Here is an 18,118-nt window from a genome sequence, read left to right on the forward strand (position 1 = left end):
ACGATTGATGGATTGCTTATTGCGCGCCGACACCTGAGCGCCACCGGAGCATCAACATGCGATATCTGGACGAAGCACACCGCGAGATGAACGACAGCGATCTGGGTTTTTTGCCGGCCGCCCGGCACGCCGACACGACGGACTGGCACACTCGGAACCTGGCGCCGATCAAACCTGCGGTACTCGGGCGCTGGACGCGCAGCGTCGTCATCGCGACCGCCGTCTGGTCTGTGTTGGAGTTGCCGTTCGAGCTCTGGGTCAGCATGTCCACGCGCGATGCGCTTGCGTGCGTGGTCGCCAAAGTGCTGTGGGTCGCGCTGGTGGGCTTCGTTCTGGCCGGCAGCCGTGTGGCGCGGATCGCCTACGCGTTCCTTTGCACGATCGGCCTGATGGCGGTGGCCTTCGGGCTGCCGGTCGAGTATCGGGTGTTTCCGCTGGGATTCGTGCTGTCTTCGGTGGAATGCGTGCTGAAAGCGACCGCCTTTGTGTGCCTCGTGTCGGCTGGCGTGTACCCCGACGAGGAGTGATTGGGCAGCCGTCGTCGCGACGGCGCTTTCGTGGGTTCCCCTTCGCTTCTATTCTTCGAGTGTTCTGTTAAGGCGTGTCGCGGGTTGCTCAGGCCGCCCGCGCTCTATCCAGCGCTGAGAGCGCGCGCGTCATTGCATAGGCGCTGTGCACCGCGGCTTCGAATGCGTGCTCGTCGGCCAGGCGCCGTCCGTCGACCGCGACGATCCAGCGTGCGCCATCGTGCTCGCAAACAAGGCGCCGGTCGGCCATCAGATCCGCATACCAGCGCCGGATCCTCGGGTCCGAAATGGTAGCCGTCGGCGTGGCTCCAGTGAGCGCGGCCGGCCGTAGCGATTGGTTGATCATGGGACAACTCCGATGATTGGCGGGTGGTCGGATGAACGGGGTTGACCGGTCACGTCCAGTTCTTGTGGTCGTCGGTCTTCCTGTAGTAGCCGGGTGCGCCGGTCTTCCGGCGTGGTGTGCCCAGCCTGGCAAAGCCGTTGTCGGTCCCTGCGGTCCAATTGGGCACGTAGTCGCTCATGCGTCGATCCTGTGGCGACTGACCCGGCGACGGCGCCGGCAGTTGCCGCTGTGGCTGCCGCAGTGCTTGCGACGACGAGGCGGCCGTGTTGGCCGCTTCGACGGCAAACCGTTCGAGCGGCAATTGCATGTCGCGGTCGGTCTGGTCGAGCACCTGCACGATGCCGAGCGTGGGCGGTGGACTCGCTGCGCCCCAGGCCGCGAGCGCGACACACACGGCGGCTGCTGCATAGCCCCAAGCGGGTCGAAACCAGATAGCTTTCTCGGCGCTCATGATGTGTTCTCCGCGCGCCGACCGCGAAAGGCTGCGCAATGGATCGAGTGAGGGAAGACTGACGGAGCCCAGTATCGTGGTCCGGCCGGCTTCGATCTTTCGTTGCAGCACGATTGCTTGCGGATTCGCACGCGGCGGGCGGCGTGGCCCGCCGCCTGGGGCGAGGCAGGGAACGTGGGTTGGGCAGGTTGTCCGCGCCCCGCGCATGACGGGGGCGTACATCGGTGCGATATGTGGCCGGTTCCCGGGGCGCGGCGGTGCCGCAACAGGCGGCCGCCAGCGAGGTCAGGCGCGATTTTGACAGGCGCTCGCGGGCCACTGCGACGGCCCGCATCGTATCCCTATCGATAATAGCTTCGGATAACTTTCCAATTCAGTATGGTTTGACGTCGCAGGTGTTCCACCGGCTGCGCAGAATGCGGGAAGCGACACGCCCGACACGATGGGCACCCCGAAGCGGTGGATATCGCACCGGAGTGGCGGCGTGTGTCTTCCGAAAGTACTCAGCGCTTTGCCATTCCGCCTCGCCACCCTTCAAGTACCAGATCGGCGCTGCTGACCTCGGATATCCCCGCCGGGATCGCCGGTGTCCGGCTCAAGCGCGGCGCCGGCGCCGGTCGCAGCATATCGCTGTCGACCCCATAGCTTCCGCGCGCGGCCATATGCTCGTGCCTTGCCGCTTCATGCAAGCTGAGAACCGGACTCACGCATGCATCGGAATTGCGGAAATGCGCGGCCCACGCGTCGCGCGGGAGGCTCGAAAAACGCTCTGCCAGCGCAGCGCGGATCACCGGCCAGCCCGTCTTGTCGGATCGCGGCGGCAGACTGTCGGATGGAATTTCGAGCTGCGTCAGCAGCAGTTGCCAGAACGGTTCTTCGATCGCCCCTACAGCGACATAGCGATTATCCTGAGTCCGATACGTGTCATACCACGGCGCTCCACCGTCGAGCAAATTGGTGCCGCGCGAGTCGTTCCACTGGCCCAGCCCGCTCAGCTTGCAGAACAGCGACATCAACGTGGCCGTACCGTCGACCATTGCCGCGTCGATCACCTGGCCCTCGCCGCTATTGCGCGCTTCCCACAACGCGCAGAGTGCGCCGAACGCGAGAAACATTGCGCCGCCACCATAGTCGCCGAGGAGGTTAAGCGGTGGCACCGGCGCGCCATTCGCCGGGCCGATTGCATCCAGTGCGCCGGCAAGCGCGATGTAATTGATGTCGTGCCCGGCAGTGGCGGCGAGCGGGCCAGTCTGGCCCCAGCCCGTCATCCGCCCGAACACCAGGCGCGGATTGCGCGCGAGGCAAACGTCGGGGCCGAGCCCGAGCTTTTCCATCACGCCGGGACGGCTGCCTTCGAGCACGATGTCGGCATGTCCGACAAGTTCAAGCGCGGTATGGCGGTCCGCCGGGGACTTCAGATCGAGCGGCACGATACGGCGTCCGCGTTGCATGAAGTCATCGGCATCGGTGCGGGTGCCCGGACGGGCAATCCGCACGATGTCCGCGCCCATGTCGGCGAGCAGCATCGCACAGAAGGGTACGGGACCGAGCGCGCTGAACTCGATCACGCGCACGCCGGAGAGAGGGCCTCGTTTCATCGCTACTCCTGTCATGCATGGGAGGCGAGACGCCGGCCGGCAAAGAATACGCACACCGACGACAGCACGAAGAGAATTGCCACCACGATCATGCCGGCGGCGAGGCTGTGCGCCTGCTGCTGCACGCGGCCGATCATCATTGGAACGACCCAGCCACCCAGGATTGCACCGAACGAACTGATGATCGCGATCACGGCGGGTTTGGCCCTGGCAGGCAGATACGTTTGCGGGATCGACCAGAAGATCGCCAGTGACGCGTACACACCGATATTGGCCAACGCGAAACCGAACAGCGCGACGGCGAGCGTGCCCGACATGGCGACGGTGGTGTAGCCGGCCGCGGCGATCAGCATGGCGGCCACAGTGTGCAGCACGCGCTCCTTGCTGCGGTCCGAGCGGCGCGACAGGAACGTCATGCCCACTATGCCTGCGAGCGGCGGCAGTGCGGTGACGAAGCCGATGATGCTGAGCGGCACGCCCGTGTGATGCAATATCTGGGGAAGCCACGCGCCGACCGTCGCGTTGCCGGAGAAGATGCCGACATATCCTAGCGTCAGCACCCACATCTCTGGGCGACGCAGCAGCGTCACGACGCCTTCGGGTACACCGTGAGCGGACGGTGCGTCGCCGCTCTCGAGCTGTTTCGCGAGCCACCTCTTCTCGTCGCTCGAGAGCCACTTCGCCTGATGCGGCCTGTCGGTCAGATAGAACGCGCCGAAGATGCCGAGCATCACGGCGGGCAATCCTTCCAGCAGGAATAGCCATTTCCAGCCCGGTACGCCCCATGCGCCGTCGAGTTGCATGATCGCGCCGGACACGAGCGACGAGACCACGTACGCGGCCGGGATCGAGTAGGAAAACATCGCGTTGTAGCGAGCGCGATGCTGCTGCGGAATCCAGTAGCTCAGAAACAGAAAGACGCCAGGGGTCAGTCCGGCCTCGGCAATGCCGAGAAGCGCGCGCACCGTATAGAAACTGCGCGGTCCGGTGACGAACGCCATCGACATGGTCACCAGGCCGAACAGCATCGCGATTCGCGTGAGCGTGATGCGCGCGCCGAACCTGGCGAGCGCCAGGTTACTGGGGACTTCGAACAGCGAGTAGCCGAGAAACAGGATGCCGACACCGACGGCATACATTTGAGGCGTGAGCCCCAGTTCCTTGTTCATCGAGAACGACGCGAAGCTGAGGTTGCCGCGATCCAGCACCGATACCACGTAAAGCGCAATCAGATACCACATCAAGCGTCGCCCGACGCGCGACACCACCCGGGTGCCGTCGACATCGGCGGCGTCCGCCAGGGCGGCAACCCCTGGCGCCGAGGGCGCGATAGGGGATTGGGACGACAGGCTCATGTTCATCTCCTCTTGTTATGTTCCTCGTTTGGAGGGACCAATTTGGTGGGCTCACTATAAAATGACTACGCAAAACGTCAAAGCCCGGGAAATCCCTGAAAGCCTGCGCGACGCAGCCGGAGAAGTCGGAAAAGCTCCGTGGTTAATAAGATAAAGTGCATTAGAAACAGTTATTTGAGCGGGTTTTATGATTTTCTATGAACCCCGGCAGGATACCGCCAAAGGTTGCAAAAACGTCTCCATCGAAAAAATTCCCGGTTGACCACTCCCGAATTCTTTATATAATTGGTCCCACCAATTTTGCTATCAATGGAGACGGTCATGCTTTCCCACGAAGACAACGAGACCTTGGTGCGTGTCGGCCCCGGCACGCCGACCGGACAATTCATGCGCCTTTACTGGCTGCCGTTCCTGCCGTCGTCGGATCTGACCGTCGACGGCCAGCCGCAGCGCGTGCGTCTGCTAGGTGAAGATCTGATTGCGTTTCGCGACAGCGAAGGGCGGGTCGGTCTTGTCGATCATGTCTGCCCGCATCGCGGCGCGCCGCTCGTGTTCGGCCGCAACGAGAACTGCGGATTGCGCTGCGTCTACCACGGCTGGCAGTTCGGCGTGGATGGGCAGGTGATCGATACGCCCGCCGAGCCCGCGGAGAGCCGGCTCAAGGACAAGGTGCGGATCAGGAGCTATCCGTGCCGTGAGCGCAACGGCATCGTTTGGGCATACATGGGTGAGGCCGATGCGGACACGCTGCCGCCGCTGCCGAATCTCGAATGGAACATGGTGCCGCTGGAGAACGTGCACTTCAGCTTCCGCGTGCAGGAATGCAACTGGCTGCAGGCGGTGGAAGGCGAGATCGATTCGGCGCACGCGCCGATCCTGCACGGCCGCATCGACTCGCAAGGCGCGATCAACGAATGGACCGCCAAGCGCGACCTGCGTCCTGTGTTCGAGTGCCAGCGGCGCGATTTCGGCATCAGCATCGCGTCGCGCCGGGTACTCGACGACAGTCATCACTACTGGCGCGTCAACCAGTTCCTGTTTCCGTTCTACACGCTCGTGCCGCCGCAATCGAAGTATCCGGAACTGAGCGGCCACGCATGGGTGCCGATCGACGACGAGAACACACTGTGCCTGATGTTCTCGTACACGCCGGCCGCGCCGCTCTACGAGAAAACCCGCAAGCTGTTCGAAGACGGCCATGCGGGACGCGAGACCGGCCACGCGAGTGCGCATGCGTTCGCGCCGCGACCGGTCACGCAGCCGTATGCGAAGTACTGGACCCGGTTCAACCTCGAATCGGCTTTCCAGTTCAACTACGACGCGCAGACAAAAACCTGGTTCTCGGGCCTGCCGGGCTTGTGGGTGCAGGACGCCGCATGCCAGTCGGGCGTTGCGCCGATCTACGACCGCCGCAAGGAAAATCTCGGCATCAGCGATACGGGTGTGGCGATGACCCGGCGCCTGCTGCTCGAAAACGTGCGCAAGTTGGCATCCGAACGTGTGTCGCCGGTGCGGGTGGACGACCCGGATCTCTGGATGGTGCGTGCCGTGTCGTTGACGTTGCCTGCGGGCGCGCCGTGGCAAAGCGACGGCGCTGAACACATGCGCGCGCGACTCGGCGCCGATTTCGGCTACACGCCCTGAGCGGCCGCCTGCGAGAGTTCGACATCATGTCCCAGCACAACGCCGATCGCATCGACGTCCGTCTTACGCAGATCCGTCTGGAAGCGGACGACGTGGCGTCCTACGAATTCCGGCCCATCGACACGCCCGTTTTGCCGGCCTTCGAAGCCGGCGCGCACATCGACCTCTATTTGCCCGAGGACCGTGTGCGCAGCTATTCGCTGGTCAACGATCCTCATGAGCGCCACCGTTATGTCATTGCCGTGCAGCGCGAGGCGGCCGGTCGCGGCGGCTCCGCATGGATGCACCGCACGCCGCGGGTCGGAGACCGCTTCACGATCGGCGCACCGATGAACGACTTTCCGCTGTGCGAAGCAGCACGGGAATCGGTGTTCATTTGCGGCGGCATCGGCATCACGCCGATCGTTTCGATGATCAGGCGTCTCGAGCGCACCGGCGCGTCGTGGCAACTGCACTATGCCGCGCGCGAGCGCTCACGTGCGGCTTATGCAGACGATCTCGCGCAGATCGACGAGGCCGGCTCGCGAATCACCATGCATCTGGAAAGTGAAGGTGGGCGGCTCGACTTGCGGCGTGTGGTGGAACGCGCGCCCGTGGACGCTCACCTGTATTGCTGCGGACCGCGCGGCATGGTCGACGCGTTTATCGACGCATGCGCGTCACGGCCTCGCACACAGGTGCACTTCGAACGTTTCGCGGCCGCAAACGAATCGGCGACGGGCGGCGGCTTCGACGTGGTGCTCCGGCGCGACGGCAGACGTATCCCGGTAGCGCCAGGCAAGACGATCCTCGACACGCTGCTGGATCACGGTGTCGACGTTCAGTACGCCTGCTCGGCCGGCGTATGCGGCACTTGCCGCACGGGCGTGATCGACGGCGTGCCCGATCATCGCGACGATTATCTGACCGACGAGGAGAAGGCGGGGAACCGTGCGGTGATGGTGTGCTGTTCGGGGTCGTTGTCGCCGACGTTGGTGCTCGATCTCTGATCTTCAAACCGAACACGAATCACTGATAGAAGGTGCGCCGCGCGCATCGACGAGGAGACTTCATGCTTTCCAGACTGGTCGACGAATTTCCCGAGCACGAGCCGCGTCCCGCCAATGCGCCCAAGGCGCTCGCCGGCATTCGCGTGGTCGACTTCACTCACTTTATCGCCGGGCCGTTCGCGACGATGATGCTGGCCGACATGGGCGCGGAGGTCATCAAGATCGAAGCGCCGGGGCGCGGCGACGAGTTCCGTTATTATCCGCCGGCTCATCCCGAGGACGCCAGCATCGGCGGCCCCTATCTCTGGGCGAATCGCAACAAGCGCAGCATTGCGCTCGATCTGAAATCGGGGGAGGGGCAGCGCATTGCGCGTGAACTGGTCGCGACCGCGGACATCGTCGCGGAGAATTTTTCGACCGGCGTGATGGAGCGTCTCGGTCTGAGCTACGAAGCATGCCGCGAGCTGAATCCGCAGGTAATCTACTGCTCGGTCTCCGCTTATGGACGCGAAGGTGCGTTCGCGGACCGGCTGGGATTCGACCCGATCGCGCAGGCCGAAAGCGGATTCGTATCGATGAACGGCTATCCGGATCGCCTTGGCGTGCGTGCGCTGTCGCCGGTAATGGACATCAGCACGGCAATGATGGCGAGCAACGCCATGCTCGGCGCGCTGGTTGCACGCGAACGTACCGGCAAGGGCCAGGCTGTCGAGGTTTCGTTGTTCGACAACGCTGTGCTGATGACCGGCTACGCGACGGTGCAGCATCTGTTCACCGGCGAGGAGCCGCGCCGCCACGGCAACACGAGTCCCGATACGTGTCCGTCGGGAGTTTTCAAAGCGGCGGACAAAGCGTTCTATATCAATTGCGGTAACGACAAGATCTTCCATCGGCTCGCCAACCAGGTGCTGGAGATGCCTGAACTGGCCGCCGACCCGGTGCTTGCCGATCGCAACGGCCGCATCGCGCGGCGCGACGAACTGTTTCGTATCCTCGACGAAGCGTTCATTCGCCACCCCTGGGCACATTGGCAGCAACGCATGCGGGCCGCGTCGATCCCGTGCGGCGAAGTACGTACGGTCGGCGAGGCGCTGCGTTCGCCGGAAGCACGCGAGCGCAAGCTCGTAAGCCGTCTTGAACATGCGGAGCTCGGCTGGCTGCCGAATATCAATCTGCCGTTCCGCTTCAGCGAGACGCCGATCGACGATCCGTCGCCCGCGCCGCGCGTCGGTGAACACAGTCGCTCGATTCTGACTGAGGTGCTGGGGTACTCCGGCGAAGGTGCGGATGCGCTGTTGCAAGGCGGCGCGGTGTATAGCTGCAATCAGGTGGTCGCAGCCGCAGGCGGTGCCGAGGTCTCCACGTCATGACGGAGCGCACGCTGCGCGGGCAGGTCGCGGTAGTGGGCGTCGGCGAGAGCGAATACTACCGTGCCGGCCGCGCGCCGGACCCGGAATTCAAGCTTCTGCTCAAGGCGGTGCTGGCGGCGTGCCGCGATGCGGATATCGACCCGGCGGACATCGACGGCTTCGCCTCGTTCGCCGACGATCGCAACGACGCGGTGCGCATAGCCACGGCGCTCGGCGTGAAACGCTTGCGCTCCACGACGATGCAGTGGGGCGGCGGAGGCGGCGGCTGTGCCGCCGCGGTAGCCAACGGTGCGGCCGCGATCATGAGCGGCATGGCGCAGTGCGTGCTGGTCTATCGCGGGCTCGCGCAGGGGCAGTTCGGCCGCTTCGGCCAGGCGGCGCCGCGCGCGACCATCTCCGGCGATATGGCATATCAGATGCCGTATGGCGTACTTGCGCCGCCACAGAAGTTCGCGATGAAGGTGCAGCGTTTCATGCACGAACACGGCGTGCGCCGCGAAGCGCTGCGCGCGATCGCGCTCGCGTCCTATCAGCACGCGCAGGCCAATCCGCGCGCGGTGATGCACGGCAAACCGCTTTCCGCCGAAGCGTACGACGCATCGCGCTGGATCGTCGAGCCGTTTCGTCTGTTCGATTGCTGCATGGAGAATGACGGCGCGGGCGCGTTGCTGCTGGTGGCCGCAGAACGCGCGAAAGACTTTCCACATTGGCCGGTGTATCTGCTTGGCGCGGCGAGTGGCGGTGACTGGCGAGCGGCCGCCTCGCCGCACAACGCGCCCCATTACGCGAGTGCCAACTATAGCGGCGTTTCAAGCGATTTGTACCGGATGGCGCGCGTGTCGCCCGCGGACGTCGGCGTGGTGCAGAGCTATGAGAACTTCACCGGAGGCGTGGCGATGGCGCTGAGCGAGCACGGGTTTTTCCATCCGGAAGAAGCCAACGATTTTTTAACGCCGGAGAATCTCGTCGCGCCGTCGGGCAAGCTGCCGCTCAACACGAGCGGCGGCAATCTTGGCGAATGCTACGTGCACGGCTTCGAGCTGGTGATAGAAGCGGCGCGCCAGGTGCGCGGCGAGTCGACCAGTCAGGCGGCGCGGCATGACGTGGCGCTGGTAATCGGCGGCCCGATGGTGACGCCGGCAAGCAGCCTGCTGTTCGGATCGGAGGCAACGTTATGACGGATTCATCCGCTTCGTCGACATATCTGCCCGTCGGGCTTCCCGCCCCGGTGCCCGAACCGGACGGCTTATCCGCGCCATATTGGGCGGGTCTGCGGGAAGAAAAGTTGCGCGTGCAGCGTTGTGCGCACTGTCACACCTGGCAATTCGGGCCGGAGTGGGTCTGCCACGGGTGCCGTACCTTCGATCCCGCGTGGCATGAAGTGGCGCCGCGCGGCCGCATCTTCAGCTGGGAGCGCGTCTGGCACCCGTCGCACCCGGCGCTCGCTCAAGCGATACCGTATCTCGTGGTGCTGGTGGAATTGCCGCACGCGGGGCATGTGCGCATGCTCGGCAACCTGCTCGGCGATCCCCGTCAGCAGATCGAAATGGGCGCTGCGGTGACTGGCGTGTTCGAACATCATGCCGACGTCGCGACGCCTTACAGTCTGCTGCAATGGCGGCTTTCGACGTGAAAGTACCGAGAGGTTTGGGCGGGGGCTGTCTGTATAATCGTCAGCTACCGTCCTTGCGACTTTCTTCTTCTCAGCCTTATGCAATTAACGCCTCCCGCTACACGCGAATCGACTTCACGCTCGGAGCTCGTCGGCAAGATGCTGGCGTTCTTCAAGGAGCGCGGCTACGAAAGCGGCGAGCGGTTGCCGTCCGAGCGCGCGCTGGCGGAGCGCTTTGGCGTGGGTCGCAACGCGTTGCGCGAAGCGCTCTCCACGCTGAGCGCGCTGCGGGTCATCGAATCACGTCCGAACTCTGGCATCTATCTGCGCCGCATGTCTACGGACAGCAGCTTCGAGACCATCGTGCTGCTGACGGAGATGGGCTCGGAGCCGTCCATGAAAGAGGTCAAGGAGACGCTGGAGGTCCGCTGGGCGTTAGAGATGCGCGCAGTACAACTGGCGTGCGAACGCCGCACTGAAGGAGATCTGGACAGTCTCGCATCGGTAATCGACGCGACCCAGGCGGTGCTGTCGAACAAGGGCAACATCTCGGTGCAGGACACGGCATTCCACATGGCTCTTGCGCGCTGCACCCACAACGAGGTGCTGGTGCGGCTACTCAATTCGTTCTACCGGATTTCGGAAAGCCGCCGCTTTGCGCTGTTCGCCGACCCCGAGCGCGGTGAGATCTCGGCAGTTCAGCACGCAAAGCTCTACGAAGCAGTGAAGAAGCGCGACGTGAAGAAAGCCACTGCATTGATGGAGACGCATTTCTCGCGCGCCGTGGAGGCGTGGAACGAGATTCTCGGCGAAGAGCCGGCTTCAGGGACAAAACGGACGGGCAAGACGAAGTAAATGGCACGCGGGCAATATGCGCCCCACGAAGCGAACAAAGCCGGCTCAACGGGGAGCCGGCTTTTTTCGTGGATGCGCCTGTCTTCGCCAATCAGAACGTGTGCACTATGCCGAGACGCACAAGCAACTGATGATCGGTCGCCGATGGCGTCAATTGCGTGATCGACGCGACCGCTGCCTGGCCGAGAGAATCCGTCCCGCCTGCTTTCTGATAGATGGCGAGAGCATACAACTCGGTGCGCTTCGACAGGAAGTACGCGGTCGACAGCGTCCCCTGGCGATAGGTCGCGCCGTCATATGCGCCGACGCTCGCTTTACGCGTGTAGCTGTACGCAGCGTTCACGCTGAAGGCGGGCGTGAATGCGTAACTCGCGTTGACTTCGCCGTTGTTGAAAACAGCGCTGCCCGCATAGTGCAAGGTGTTCGGTCCAGCGCTGGTGTCGCCTAGGCCGCCGAAGCCCGCATGCGAAAAGGTCGCGCCGATGCTTGCCGGGCCGAGGTGATACTTCGCGCCTGCGATCAGCAGTTGCAGCGTGGCGGCGGATGCAAAGCCCGCATAGATCGGATTTGACTGACCGGCGGTAGCCGAGCCGAATGAGCCGAGGTTATTGGCCGTGTTGCCGCCCGAATTGCCGTTCGTGCCGAAGTACGACAGATTCGGGTCGCGTGCATTCAGGTAGCCCGCGGCCGCGGCAAACGGTCCATTCGCGTACGACGCGGCGAGCGCCCACACCTGGTTGCGGACCGTCGCACCAGCCACGCCGCCCACCGCATACATGCCGCCCAGCGTCATGCCCGCATACGGCGTGCTTCTGAATTTGACCGCGTTGTTGATGCGGATGGAGTGGCCGAGATCGTCGAAATCGTCGGGGTTCGCGCCCATGTGGCCGGGCACTTCTCCGGCTTCTGAAAGCGGCGCGAGCATGTCGCTGACGATGCTGTATTGCCGCCCGAAAGTCACCTGCCCGAATGGATTGGCGAGGCCCACATAGGCCTGGCGGCCAAACTCGAGGCCGCCCTGCGCGAGACCGCCGGTGTTGATGTTGAAGCCGTTTTCCAACGTGAAGATCGCGCGTAGGCCGCCGCCCAGATCTTCGCTCCCACGCAGGCCCCAGCGACTGCCGCCGATGCCCGTTGCGCCGTCCGACATCGCATATTGGTGTTTGCCGGCGAGCGCACCGCCGGCGCGGCCCGTCTGCACGTTACTGACGTAGTTGAACCCCTGGTCGATCAGGCCGTACAGCGTTACTGAACTTTGCGCGTTAGCCGCGGAAGCGGCCGTGCCGGCGATCGCTATCGCTACCAGCATGGGTTTCTTCATTGTGTCTCCGGATTTCCGATCGAATGTCGTATTTGCGAATGGCTTTCAGTGGATGAAGTCAAATTGGCTCCATCAAATTGGCCCACCATAAGTGGTGGGGCCAATCGTAGCGATGCACGATTCGTGCTGTCAATCCTGAGGACAACCCTGGTGGGTGATGTCGGCGTACGGCGTGCGCTTTAGCTTGCGAAACCCGGGCGGCTTTCGTGCTCGATTTATTCCTGACGGATGACTGACTCCCGGCACCAGTTCTTCCGGGTTGAAGAGCCTGCGAGCGCGCCGAATTCCGAATCGCCAACCGCTCCTGGCGAGGAAAGCAGGATCAATTGACGTGGGTCAAGAGGCCGAATCGCAGCGTGCGATATTGATTCGGAACGGTCACGATTTATTGCGCGACCGGGAGTCGGCGATCCGGCGAAGAACATGTCGCAGGAGCGGGTGGATAACCGGATTCGACTCTGCGCAGAGTAGCCAGTCTGCGCAGGCCACCACGGCGTGCGCTGAAACTCCCTTGTGAGCCGATTTCCAACCGACATCCGCGTCCAGCGCATGTTCGCCTTTCCGGAGCCCCATCATGTCGAAGAAAGTCCTTAGCCGCGAACAGATCCGGCAGGAAGTTCAGCAACGCCTGCTGCGAGGCCCGTCCACGCCGGCGGGTCTGGCCGGGATTGCCATTCCAATGCCGAAATCTCATTCGCTCGATGTCCATGCCCGCAATTGGGACATGGAGGAATTCGGCGGCGCCGGATATGGCGAATACGTCCGGAAAGTGGTTGACGAGGCGAGAAAGGAGTTCCTTCTATCCGATTCGGCCGAGCGTGACGAGTTGCTGGGCGACTCGCTTGCGCATAGTTGATGCCCGCGCGGCATCGTAATGCACCTGCACCTGTCAACGTCGGCCGGGCCTGAACGATTCAAATGCCCCCCGGCGCCGTCAAGTCATGAACACTCACCCTGGAAGACAAGAACATGGCATACGCAAGCATCAACCCGAACAGTGGCGAGACCCTGAAGCGCTTCGATCAATTGACCGACGCGCAGCTCGAACAGTCTCTCGCGAGCGCTCAGGCTTGTTCCCAGACGTGGAAGCAGACCACCTACGCTCAGCGCGCCGAGATCCTTAACAAAGCGGCCGCCTTGCTGCGCACTCATGTGGATGAATTCGCGAAGCTGGCGACGCTGGAAATGGGCAAGCGTATCAATGAAGCGCGAGGCGAGGTCAATTTCAGCGCCGATATTCTTGCCTACTACGCGAAGCATGCTGAAGCGTTTCTTGCTCCGGTCAGGCTGGAGCCGAAGGTTGGCGAAGCCCACATGGAAAGCAGCCCGTTCGGCGTACTCTTCTGCGTGGAGCCGTGGAATTTCCCGTATTACCAGTTGGCGCGAGTCGCGGGCCCGCAATTGATGGCCGGCAATGTCCTCGTGGTCAAGCACGCGGCCTGTGTGCCGCAATGCGCGATTGCATTCGAAAAGCTACTGATCGATGCGGGTGCACCCAAAGGCGCTTATACCAACCTGCTAATCTCGCATGAGCAGGCCGAGCGTGTGATCGACGATCCGCGTATCAAGGGCGTGGCACTGACCGGTAGCGTCGCGGCCGGCAAAAGCGTCGCCGCGCGAGCCGGGCAGAACCTCAAGAAAACCTCGATGGAATTGGGCGGCAGCGATGCATTCATCGTGCTGGATGACGCCGACCTCGAAAAGACGATTCCGTGGGCAGTGTGGGGACGCATGTATAACGGCGGCCAGACCTGCTGTGCAGCGAAGCGCTTTATCGTTCTCGATTCGATTGCTGACAGGTTCCTCGAGAAATTCAAGGCGGCGTTGTCGGAACTCAGGCCGGGCGATCCGATGGATGAAAAGACGACACAGGGTCCGCTCTCTAGCGAAGCAGCGCTTCTTCAACTGCTCAAGCAGGTCGACGATGCGGTGGCGAACGGCGCCACGCTGTTGATGGGCGGCAAGCGGATCGATCGCCCCGGCTCGTTTATGGAAATCACCATTCTGACTGATATCAAACCGGACAACCCCGCTTTCCGCGACGAGTTTTTTGGCCCGGTCGTGTCGTTCTTCCGTGTGAAGGACGAAGCCGCGGCGATTGCCCTGGCGAACGATTCCGACTTCGGTTTGGGCGGCTCCGTCTTCACAGAAGACATCGTGCGCGGCAAGCGGGTTGCGAGCAGCGTCGATACGGGAATGATGTTCATCAACAACATCGACTGGTCCGATGCGGAACTGCCGTTCGGTGGGATCAAGGACTCGGGCTACGGACGCGAGCTGGGCAACATGGGCATCCAGGAGTTCGTCAACAAGAAGCTGGTTCGCACCGCGCATCTCAACGCGCCGGTGTGAGCGATGGGGGGCGGCCGCCCCCATTATTCTGGAGAGATGCCACGCATGACAGATCGAGAAGCCCAGGCCCCCGCGCCGGACCCTCACGGCACGCTCTCCGCCGGCATTTTCGATGTCGACGGCGTGCTGCTTGCGTCTCCTCACGAACGTGCCTGGCGCGAAGCGCTCAGGGGCTTCGCCGACGAACAAAGGTTCACCACGGCGATGTACCAGTCCCAGGTGGCCGGCAAGCCACGGCTGAGCGGCGCGCTTGCCGCGCTGCAAACGCTCGGCGTGCCGAACGCCGCACAACGTGCCGAAGCTTACGCAGAGAGCAAGCAGAGGCGGCTGGAGGCGCTCATCGGCGCAGGAGCCGTGTCCGCTTTCGCCGACGCACTTCGCTTCGTCAATGCGGTGCGAAGGCTCGGCTTTGCGATTGCCGTCGCGTCATCCTCGAAAAACGCCAACGACATGATGCGGGGCATCCGGCTCGATGACCATCACAGTCTCTTCGATGTATTCGGCGCCAATGTCTGCGGCCGGGATTTGCCCGCCGGCAAGCCGGATCCGGCGATATTCCTGCTCGCTGCCGCGGAGTTGCCCGCCGCGCCCGCGAACTGCTTCGTGGTCGAAGATTCACCGGCGGGTATCGAGGCTGCCCGTGCAGGCGGAATGACGGCACTCGGGGTTGCGCGGCTGGATGACGCGAACTCGCTCTGGGAGGCCGGAGCCAATCTGGTCGTGACCACTCTGGACGAAGTGGATCTCGATCAACTGTCTCGTGGAAAACTCTGGCGGCGGATTTATGAACAGTCCTGAACAGTGGGACCGGTTGATGTGCCCGACCGCCGATTCGAGCTGGATCGCGCGGGAAGGCGGCTACGACCCTTTGCTTGAACGTAGCCGCGCCGCGCGCTTCGCAATCAGCAATGGCTTTTTCGGTGTGCGAGGCGTGCGCGCGATACACCGTGGCGGCCGCTGGGCGGCCACCTCGCGTACACTCGTTGCCGGCGTGTTCGATACAGCCGGTGAGGAACCCGGCATCCCCAAACTCGCCGTGGCGCCCGATTGGCTGAAGGTCCGCATTCTCCTGCAAGGAGAGCCTCTCATACATCACGTCGATGACGAAGCGCGCCAGGAGAGGATTCTCGACATGCGCCGGGGCGTGGTGATCGGCAAAGGAGACCTGTCGAACGAGTCCGCTTTCGGCGTGAAGATGCGCAGTTTCCATATGGCTTCTCTCAGCCAGCGCGCGATCGGTATGCAAATCATTCTGCTGGAGATGGAGCAGGGTGCGATTGAGGTGACGCTCGAAGCATCGATCGATGCGGTGGATGTCGGTCTGTTATCGGAGCGCTCGGAGCATGGCCTCAGCGTGTGGCGCACGCGGTCTTCCGGTACCCGGCTCGCAGTCGCCGCTGCAGTAACGCTGCAGATCGACCGGCAGCTCATTCCTTTTACCGTATGCGGCCTGTCGCAATGGTCGTGGAAGTGGACGTCGACGCCGGGGCAGGTGATATGTCTCACGCGAATGGTGGCCATGACTCGCGCGGGCAAGGATGATATCGATCCGGCTCGTGCTGCACAGGAAGCCCTGGCGTCCGCGCAAACCCTCGGTTGGCCGGCTCTGGTGGCGGTGCACGAGAGGGCATGGCAAGACCGTTGGGCATGCAGCGAGGTCGAAGTCGAGGGCGATCCGTCCGCACAACGGGCTCTAAGATTTGCGCTCTACCATCTGAACGGCGCGGCCAATCCTGCAGACGAACACGTTTCAATCGCTGCAAAGGCGCTGACGGGCGACGACTATCACGGTCACGTCTTCTGGGACACGGAAATCTATCTGCTGCCGTTCTACACGTTGACGTGGCCTGAGGCGGCACGAGCATTGCTGATGTACCGCTTCAATACGCTCGCCGGAGCCCGGCAGAAAGCAGCGTCAATGGGCTGGCAGGGGGCGTTGTATGCCTGGGAATCGGCCGATACCGGCGCGGAGACGTGCCCCCTTCAGGTCGTCGGCCCGGATCGGAAACTCGTGGATGTCAACTGCGGCAAGCAGGAACAACACATCAGCGCGGACGTTGCGTACGCTGTCTGGCAATACTGGCATGCGACTGGAGATGATGCGTTCCTTCGCGAGGCCGGCGCCGAGATTCTTCTGGAGACCGCCCGTTTCTGGGCAAGCCGTGCAAAGCTGGAGTCCGATGGCCGTTGTCATATCCGTGGCGTGATCGGACCGGATGAATATCACGAGTCGATCGACGACAACGCCTTTACGAACGTGATGGCACGCTGGAACATCCGGCGCGCTATCGAAACGGCGGCATTGCTGCGTACGAGTTGGCCGGAAAGTTGGCGACGCCTGTCGGGTCAACTGAAAATCGACGAGGCCGAGTTGCAGCGGTGGGGCAGGGTTGCAGAGACGATTGCCACAGGCTTCGATTCGAACACGGGTCTGTTCGAGCAGTTCGCCGGATTTTTTACGCTTGAAGACATCGATATCGCCGCCTATGCCGGCCGGTCGGTTCCAATCGACGTCGTGCTTGGCCGCGAGCGTATCCAGCGGTCCCGGATCGTCAAGCAGGCAGACGTGGTAGCGCTGCTGGCGCTGCTGCCGGAGGAGTTTCCTCGCGGCTCCGCTGCGGCGAACTTCGAATACTATGCGTCGCGTTGTGGTCATGGCAGTTCCTTGAGTCGCGCCATGCACGGCATAGTCGCGGCCAGACTGGGCCAGTCCGAAGTCGCGCTCGATTTCTTTCGCCAGACCTCCGCCATCGATCTCGACGATACACATGTGGCCACGGAAGGCGGTGTGCACATTGCAAGCCTCGGTGGCATCTGGATGATAGCGGTTCTTGGCTTTGCCGGTGTGTCCTTTGCCGGTGATCATCTATGTCTCGCCCCGGCGTTGCCCGCGGCGTGGAAGAGCCTTTCCTTCCCGATGCAATGGCGCGGCCGTCATCTGAGGATCGAGATAAATGACGCGAGTGCCGGGGTACGTGTAACGCTGGAAACGGGTGATCCGCTGAAGCTGGCCATCAATGGTGAACTGTTCGCGCTAAGCAGTGCGGAGCCGCTGGTCGTGAATAGTAAAACGCAGGCAGGTGTTGCCTGAAGTATGGGCAATTGCGGTGACAGAGTGGAAACTGACCGCTGTGCGGACACGCGGCCACCGTACCGACTTCCGGCGGCAGACATGCGAATGTGTGACGTGTCATACCATTTCCGCGTGGGCAAGATGAAAAATTCTGTATTCCGAACTCTGGGCGTGTTTGTGTGGTTAGCCGGGATGATTTCTCCGGTCCCGGGTCACGCCCATGCAATCGACCCGCAACTCGACTGCAAATCGAGCGCGCACGGATTTATCACATCATTGCTGGACGATCAATCTATCGATCCAACCCCCATGCGGATTGAAGCGAACTCCGTCAACGCGTTCCGGCCGGTTCATGGCGGTGACCTGACGGCATTCGGATTTCATGTCTATGCAGTCTTCGGTTATGCGCAGGGCGATCCGATGTTCAAACAGGGAAGCGGTGATCCGATTGCGGCACCGACGTACGGCGTGGTGGTAACCGGTGCCGCCGAGTCAGTGGAGGCCCTCGCACGACAGTCCGGGAGCGACGCAGGCATCCGGGAAGTGGTTCCCTTTCTCCTCACCGCGGTTTTCTGCAACGGGCATTGAGGTGAACGCCGTCGTCATCCACGATGCAGGCCTTGTG

At 62.8% G+C, this 18,118-nt stretch carries 17 protein-coding genes; 12 read left to right on the plus strand and 5 right to left on the minus strand.

Annotated elements, in window-relative coordinates:
- The first annotated feature begins 56 nt into the window (after positions 1-56).
- Positions 57-527: a hypothetical protein gene (locus tag PDMSB3_RS23495; RefSeq protein WP_165187904.1), complete on the plus strand. Its 471-nt coding sequence runs from the start codon at positions 57-59 to the stop codon at positions 525-527.
- An 88-nt stretch (positions 528-615) separates the two neighbouring features.
- Here PDMSB3_RS23495 and PDMSB3_RS23500 read toward each other — a convergent pair whose 3' ends face one another.
- The 4 genes from PDMSB3_RS23500 to PDMSB3_RS23515 form a co-directional block, all read right to left on the minus strand.
- Positions 616-873: a hypothetical protein gene (locus PDMSB3_RS23500; protein ID WP_007176408.1), complete on the minus strand. Its 258-nt coding sequence runs from the start codon at positions 871-873 to the stop codon at positions 616-618.
- A gap of 49 nt (positions 874-922) precedes the next feature.
- Positions 923-1,324, minus strand: a complete 402-nt coding sequence (locus PDMSB3_RS23505) for a hypothetical protein (RefSeq protein ID WP_007176409.1) — start codon at positions 1,322-1,324, stop codon at positions 923-925.
- A 503-nt stretch (positions 1,325-1,827) separates the two neighbouring features.
- The gene (locus PDMSB3_RS23510; RefSeq protein ID WP_165187906.1) at positions 1,828-2,922 is read right to left on the minus strand and encodes a CaiB/BaiF CoA transferase family protein; all 1,095 of its coding nucleotides are present in this window, start codon (positions 2,920-2,922) and stop codon (positions 1,828-1,830) included.
- An 11-nt stretch (positions 2,923-2,933) separates the two neighbouring features.
- The gene (locus tag PDMSB3_RS23515; protein WP_165187908.1) at positions 2,934-4,277 is read right to left on the minus strand and encodes an MFS transporter; all 1,344 of its coding nucleotides are present in this window, start codon (positions 4,275-4,277) and stop codon (positions 2,934-2,936) included.
- Positions 4,278-4,598: 321 nt separating this feature from the next.
- Between PDMSB3_RS23515 and PDMSB3_RS23520 the strand changes: the two genes are divergently transcribed.
- From PDMSB3_RS23520 to PDMSB3_RS23545, 6 genes are all read left to right on the plus strand, one after another.
- Entirely contained in the window at positions 4,599-5,921 is a 1,323-nt protein-coding gene (locus PDMSB3_RS23520; RefSeq protein ID WP_165187910.1) for a Rieske 2Fe-2S domain-containing protein, read from the plus strand.
- Between the two features lie 26 nt (positions 5,922-5,947).
- Complete coding sequence (locus PDMSB3_RS23525) at positions 5,948-6,910, plus strand: PDR/VanB family oxidoreductase (RefSeq protein ID WP_165187912.1); 963 nt, start codon at positions 5,948-5,950, stop codon at positions 6,908-6,910.
- A gap of 62 nt (positions 6,911-6,972) precedes the next feature.
- On the plus strand, positions 6,973-8,280 hold the full coding sequence (locus PDMSB3_RS23530; protein ID WP_165187914.1) for a CaiB/BaiF CoA transferase family protein: 1,308 nt from the start codon (positions 6,973-6,975) through the stop codon (positions 8,278-8,280).
- Positions 8,277-9,458: a thiolase C-terminal domain-containing protein gene (locus tag PDMSB3_RS23535; RefSeq protein WP_165187916.1), complete on the plus strand. Its 1,182-nt coding sequence runs from the start codon at positions 8,277-8,279 to the stop codon at positions 9,456-9,458. Before PDMSB3_RS23530 ends, PDMSB3_RS23535 begins: the two co-directional genes overlap by 4 nt.
- Positions 9,455-9,913, plus strand: coding sequence for a Zn-ribbon domain-containing OB-fold protein (locus PDMSB3_RS23540; protein ID WP_165187918.1), 459 nt, complete (start codon positions 9,455-9,457; stop codon positions 9,911-9,913). Before PDMSB3_RS23535 ends, PDMSB3_RS23540 begins: the two co-directional genes overlap by 4 nt.
- Positions 9,914-9,991: 78 nt before the next feature.
- On the plus strand, positions 9,992-10,747 hold the full coding sequence (locus PDMSB3_RS23545) for a FadR/GntR family transcriptional regulator (protein ID WP_165187920.1): 756 nt from the start codon (positions 9,992-9,994) through the stop codon (positions 10,745-10,747).
- A 91-nt stretch (positions 10,748-10,838) separates the two neighbouring features.
- On the opposite strand, the gene PDMSB3_RS23550 is transcribed toward PDMSB3_RS23545, so the two are convergent.
- Positions 10,839-12,068, minus strand: coding sequence for a porin (locus tag PDMSB3_RS23550; protein ID WP_165187922.1), 1,230 nt, complete (start codon positions 12,066-12,068; stop codon positions 10,839-10,841).
- 574 nt (positions 12,069-12,642) lie between these two features.
- Between PDMSB3_RS23550 and PDMSB3_RS23555 the strand changes: the two genes are divergently transcribed.
- The 5 genes from PDMSB3_RS23555 to PDMSB3_RS23575 all read left to right on the plus strand — a co-directional run bounded on the left by PDMSB3_RS23555 (position 12,643) and on the right by PDMSB3_RS23575 (position 18,081).
- Positions 12,643-12,924 (plus strand): hypothetical protein, encoded by a 282-nt coding sequence (locus tag PDMSB3_RS23555; protein WP_007176411.1) that lies wholly within the window; start codon positions 12,643-12,645, stop codon positions 12,922-12,924.
- A gap of 113 nt (positions 12,925-13,037) precedes the next feature.
- On the plus strand, positions 13,038-14,420 hold the full coding sequence (locus PDMSB3_RS23560; protein WP_007176412.1) for an NAD-dependent succinate-semialdehyde dehydrogenase: 1,383 nt from the start codon (positions 13,038-13,040) through the stop codon (positions 14,418-14,420).
- A 3-nt stretch (positions 14,421-14,423) separates the two neighbouring features.
- Positions 14,424-15,218 (plus strand): HAD family hydrolase, encoded by a 795-nt coding sequence (locus tag PDMSB3_RS23565; RefSeq protein ID WP_197740271.1) that lies wholly within the window; start codon positions 14,424-14,426, stop codon positions 15,216-15,218.
- A complete protein-coding gene (locus PDMSB3_RS23570; protein ID WP_165187924.1) occupies positions 15,205-17,511 on the plus strand; it encodes a glycoside hydrolase family 65 protein in 2,307 nt (768 codons plus the stop codon). The genes PDMSB3_RS23565 and PDMSB3_RS23570 overlap by 14 nt, the downstream gene beginning before the upstream one ends.
- Positions 17,512-17,634: 123 nt before the next feature.
- Entirely contained in the window at positions 17,635-18,081 is a 447-nt protein-coding gene (locus tag PDMSB3_RS23575) for a hypothetical protein (protein ID WP_232064309.1), read from the plus strand.
- Positions 18,082-18,118: the final 37 nt, after the last annotated feature.

Source organism: Paraburkholderia dioscoreae (genome assembly GCF_902459535.1).
Lineage (GTDB): Bacteria > Pseudomonadota > Gammaproteobacteria > Burkholderiales > Burkholderiaceae > Paraburkholderia > Paraburkholderia dioscoreae.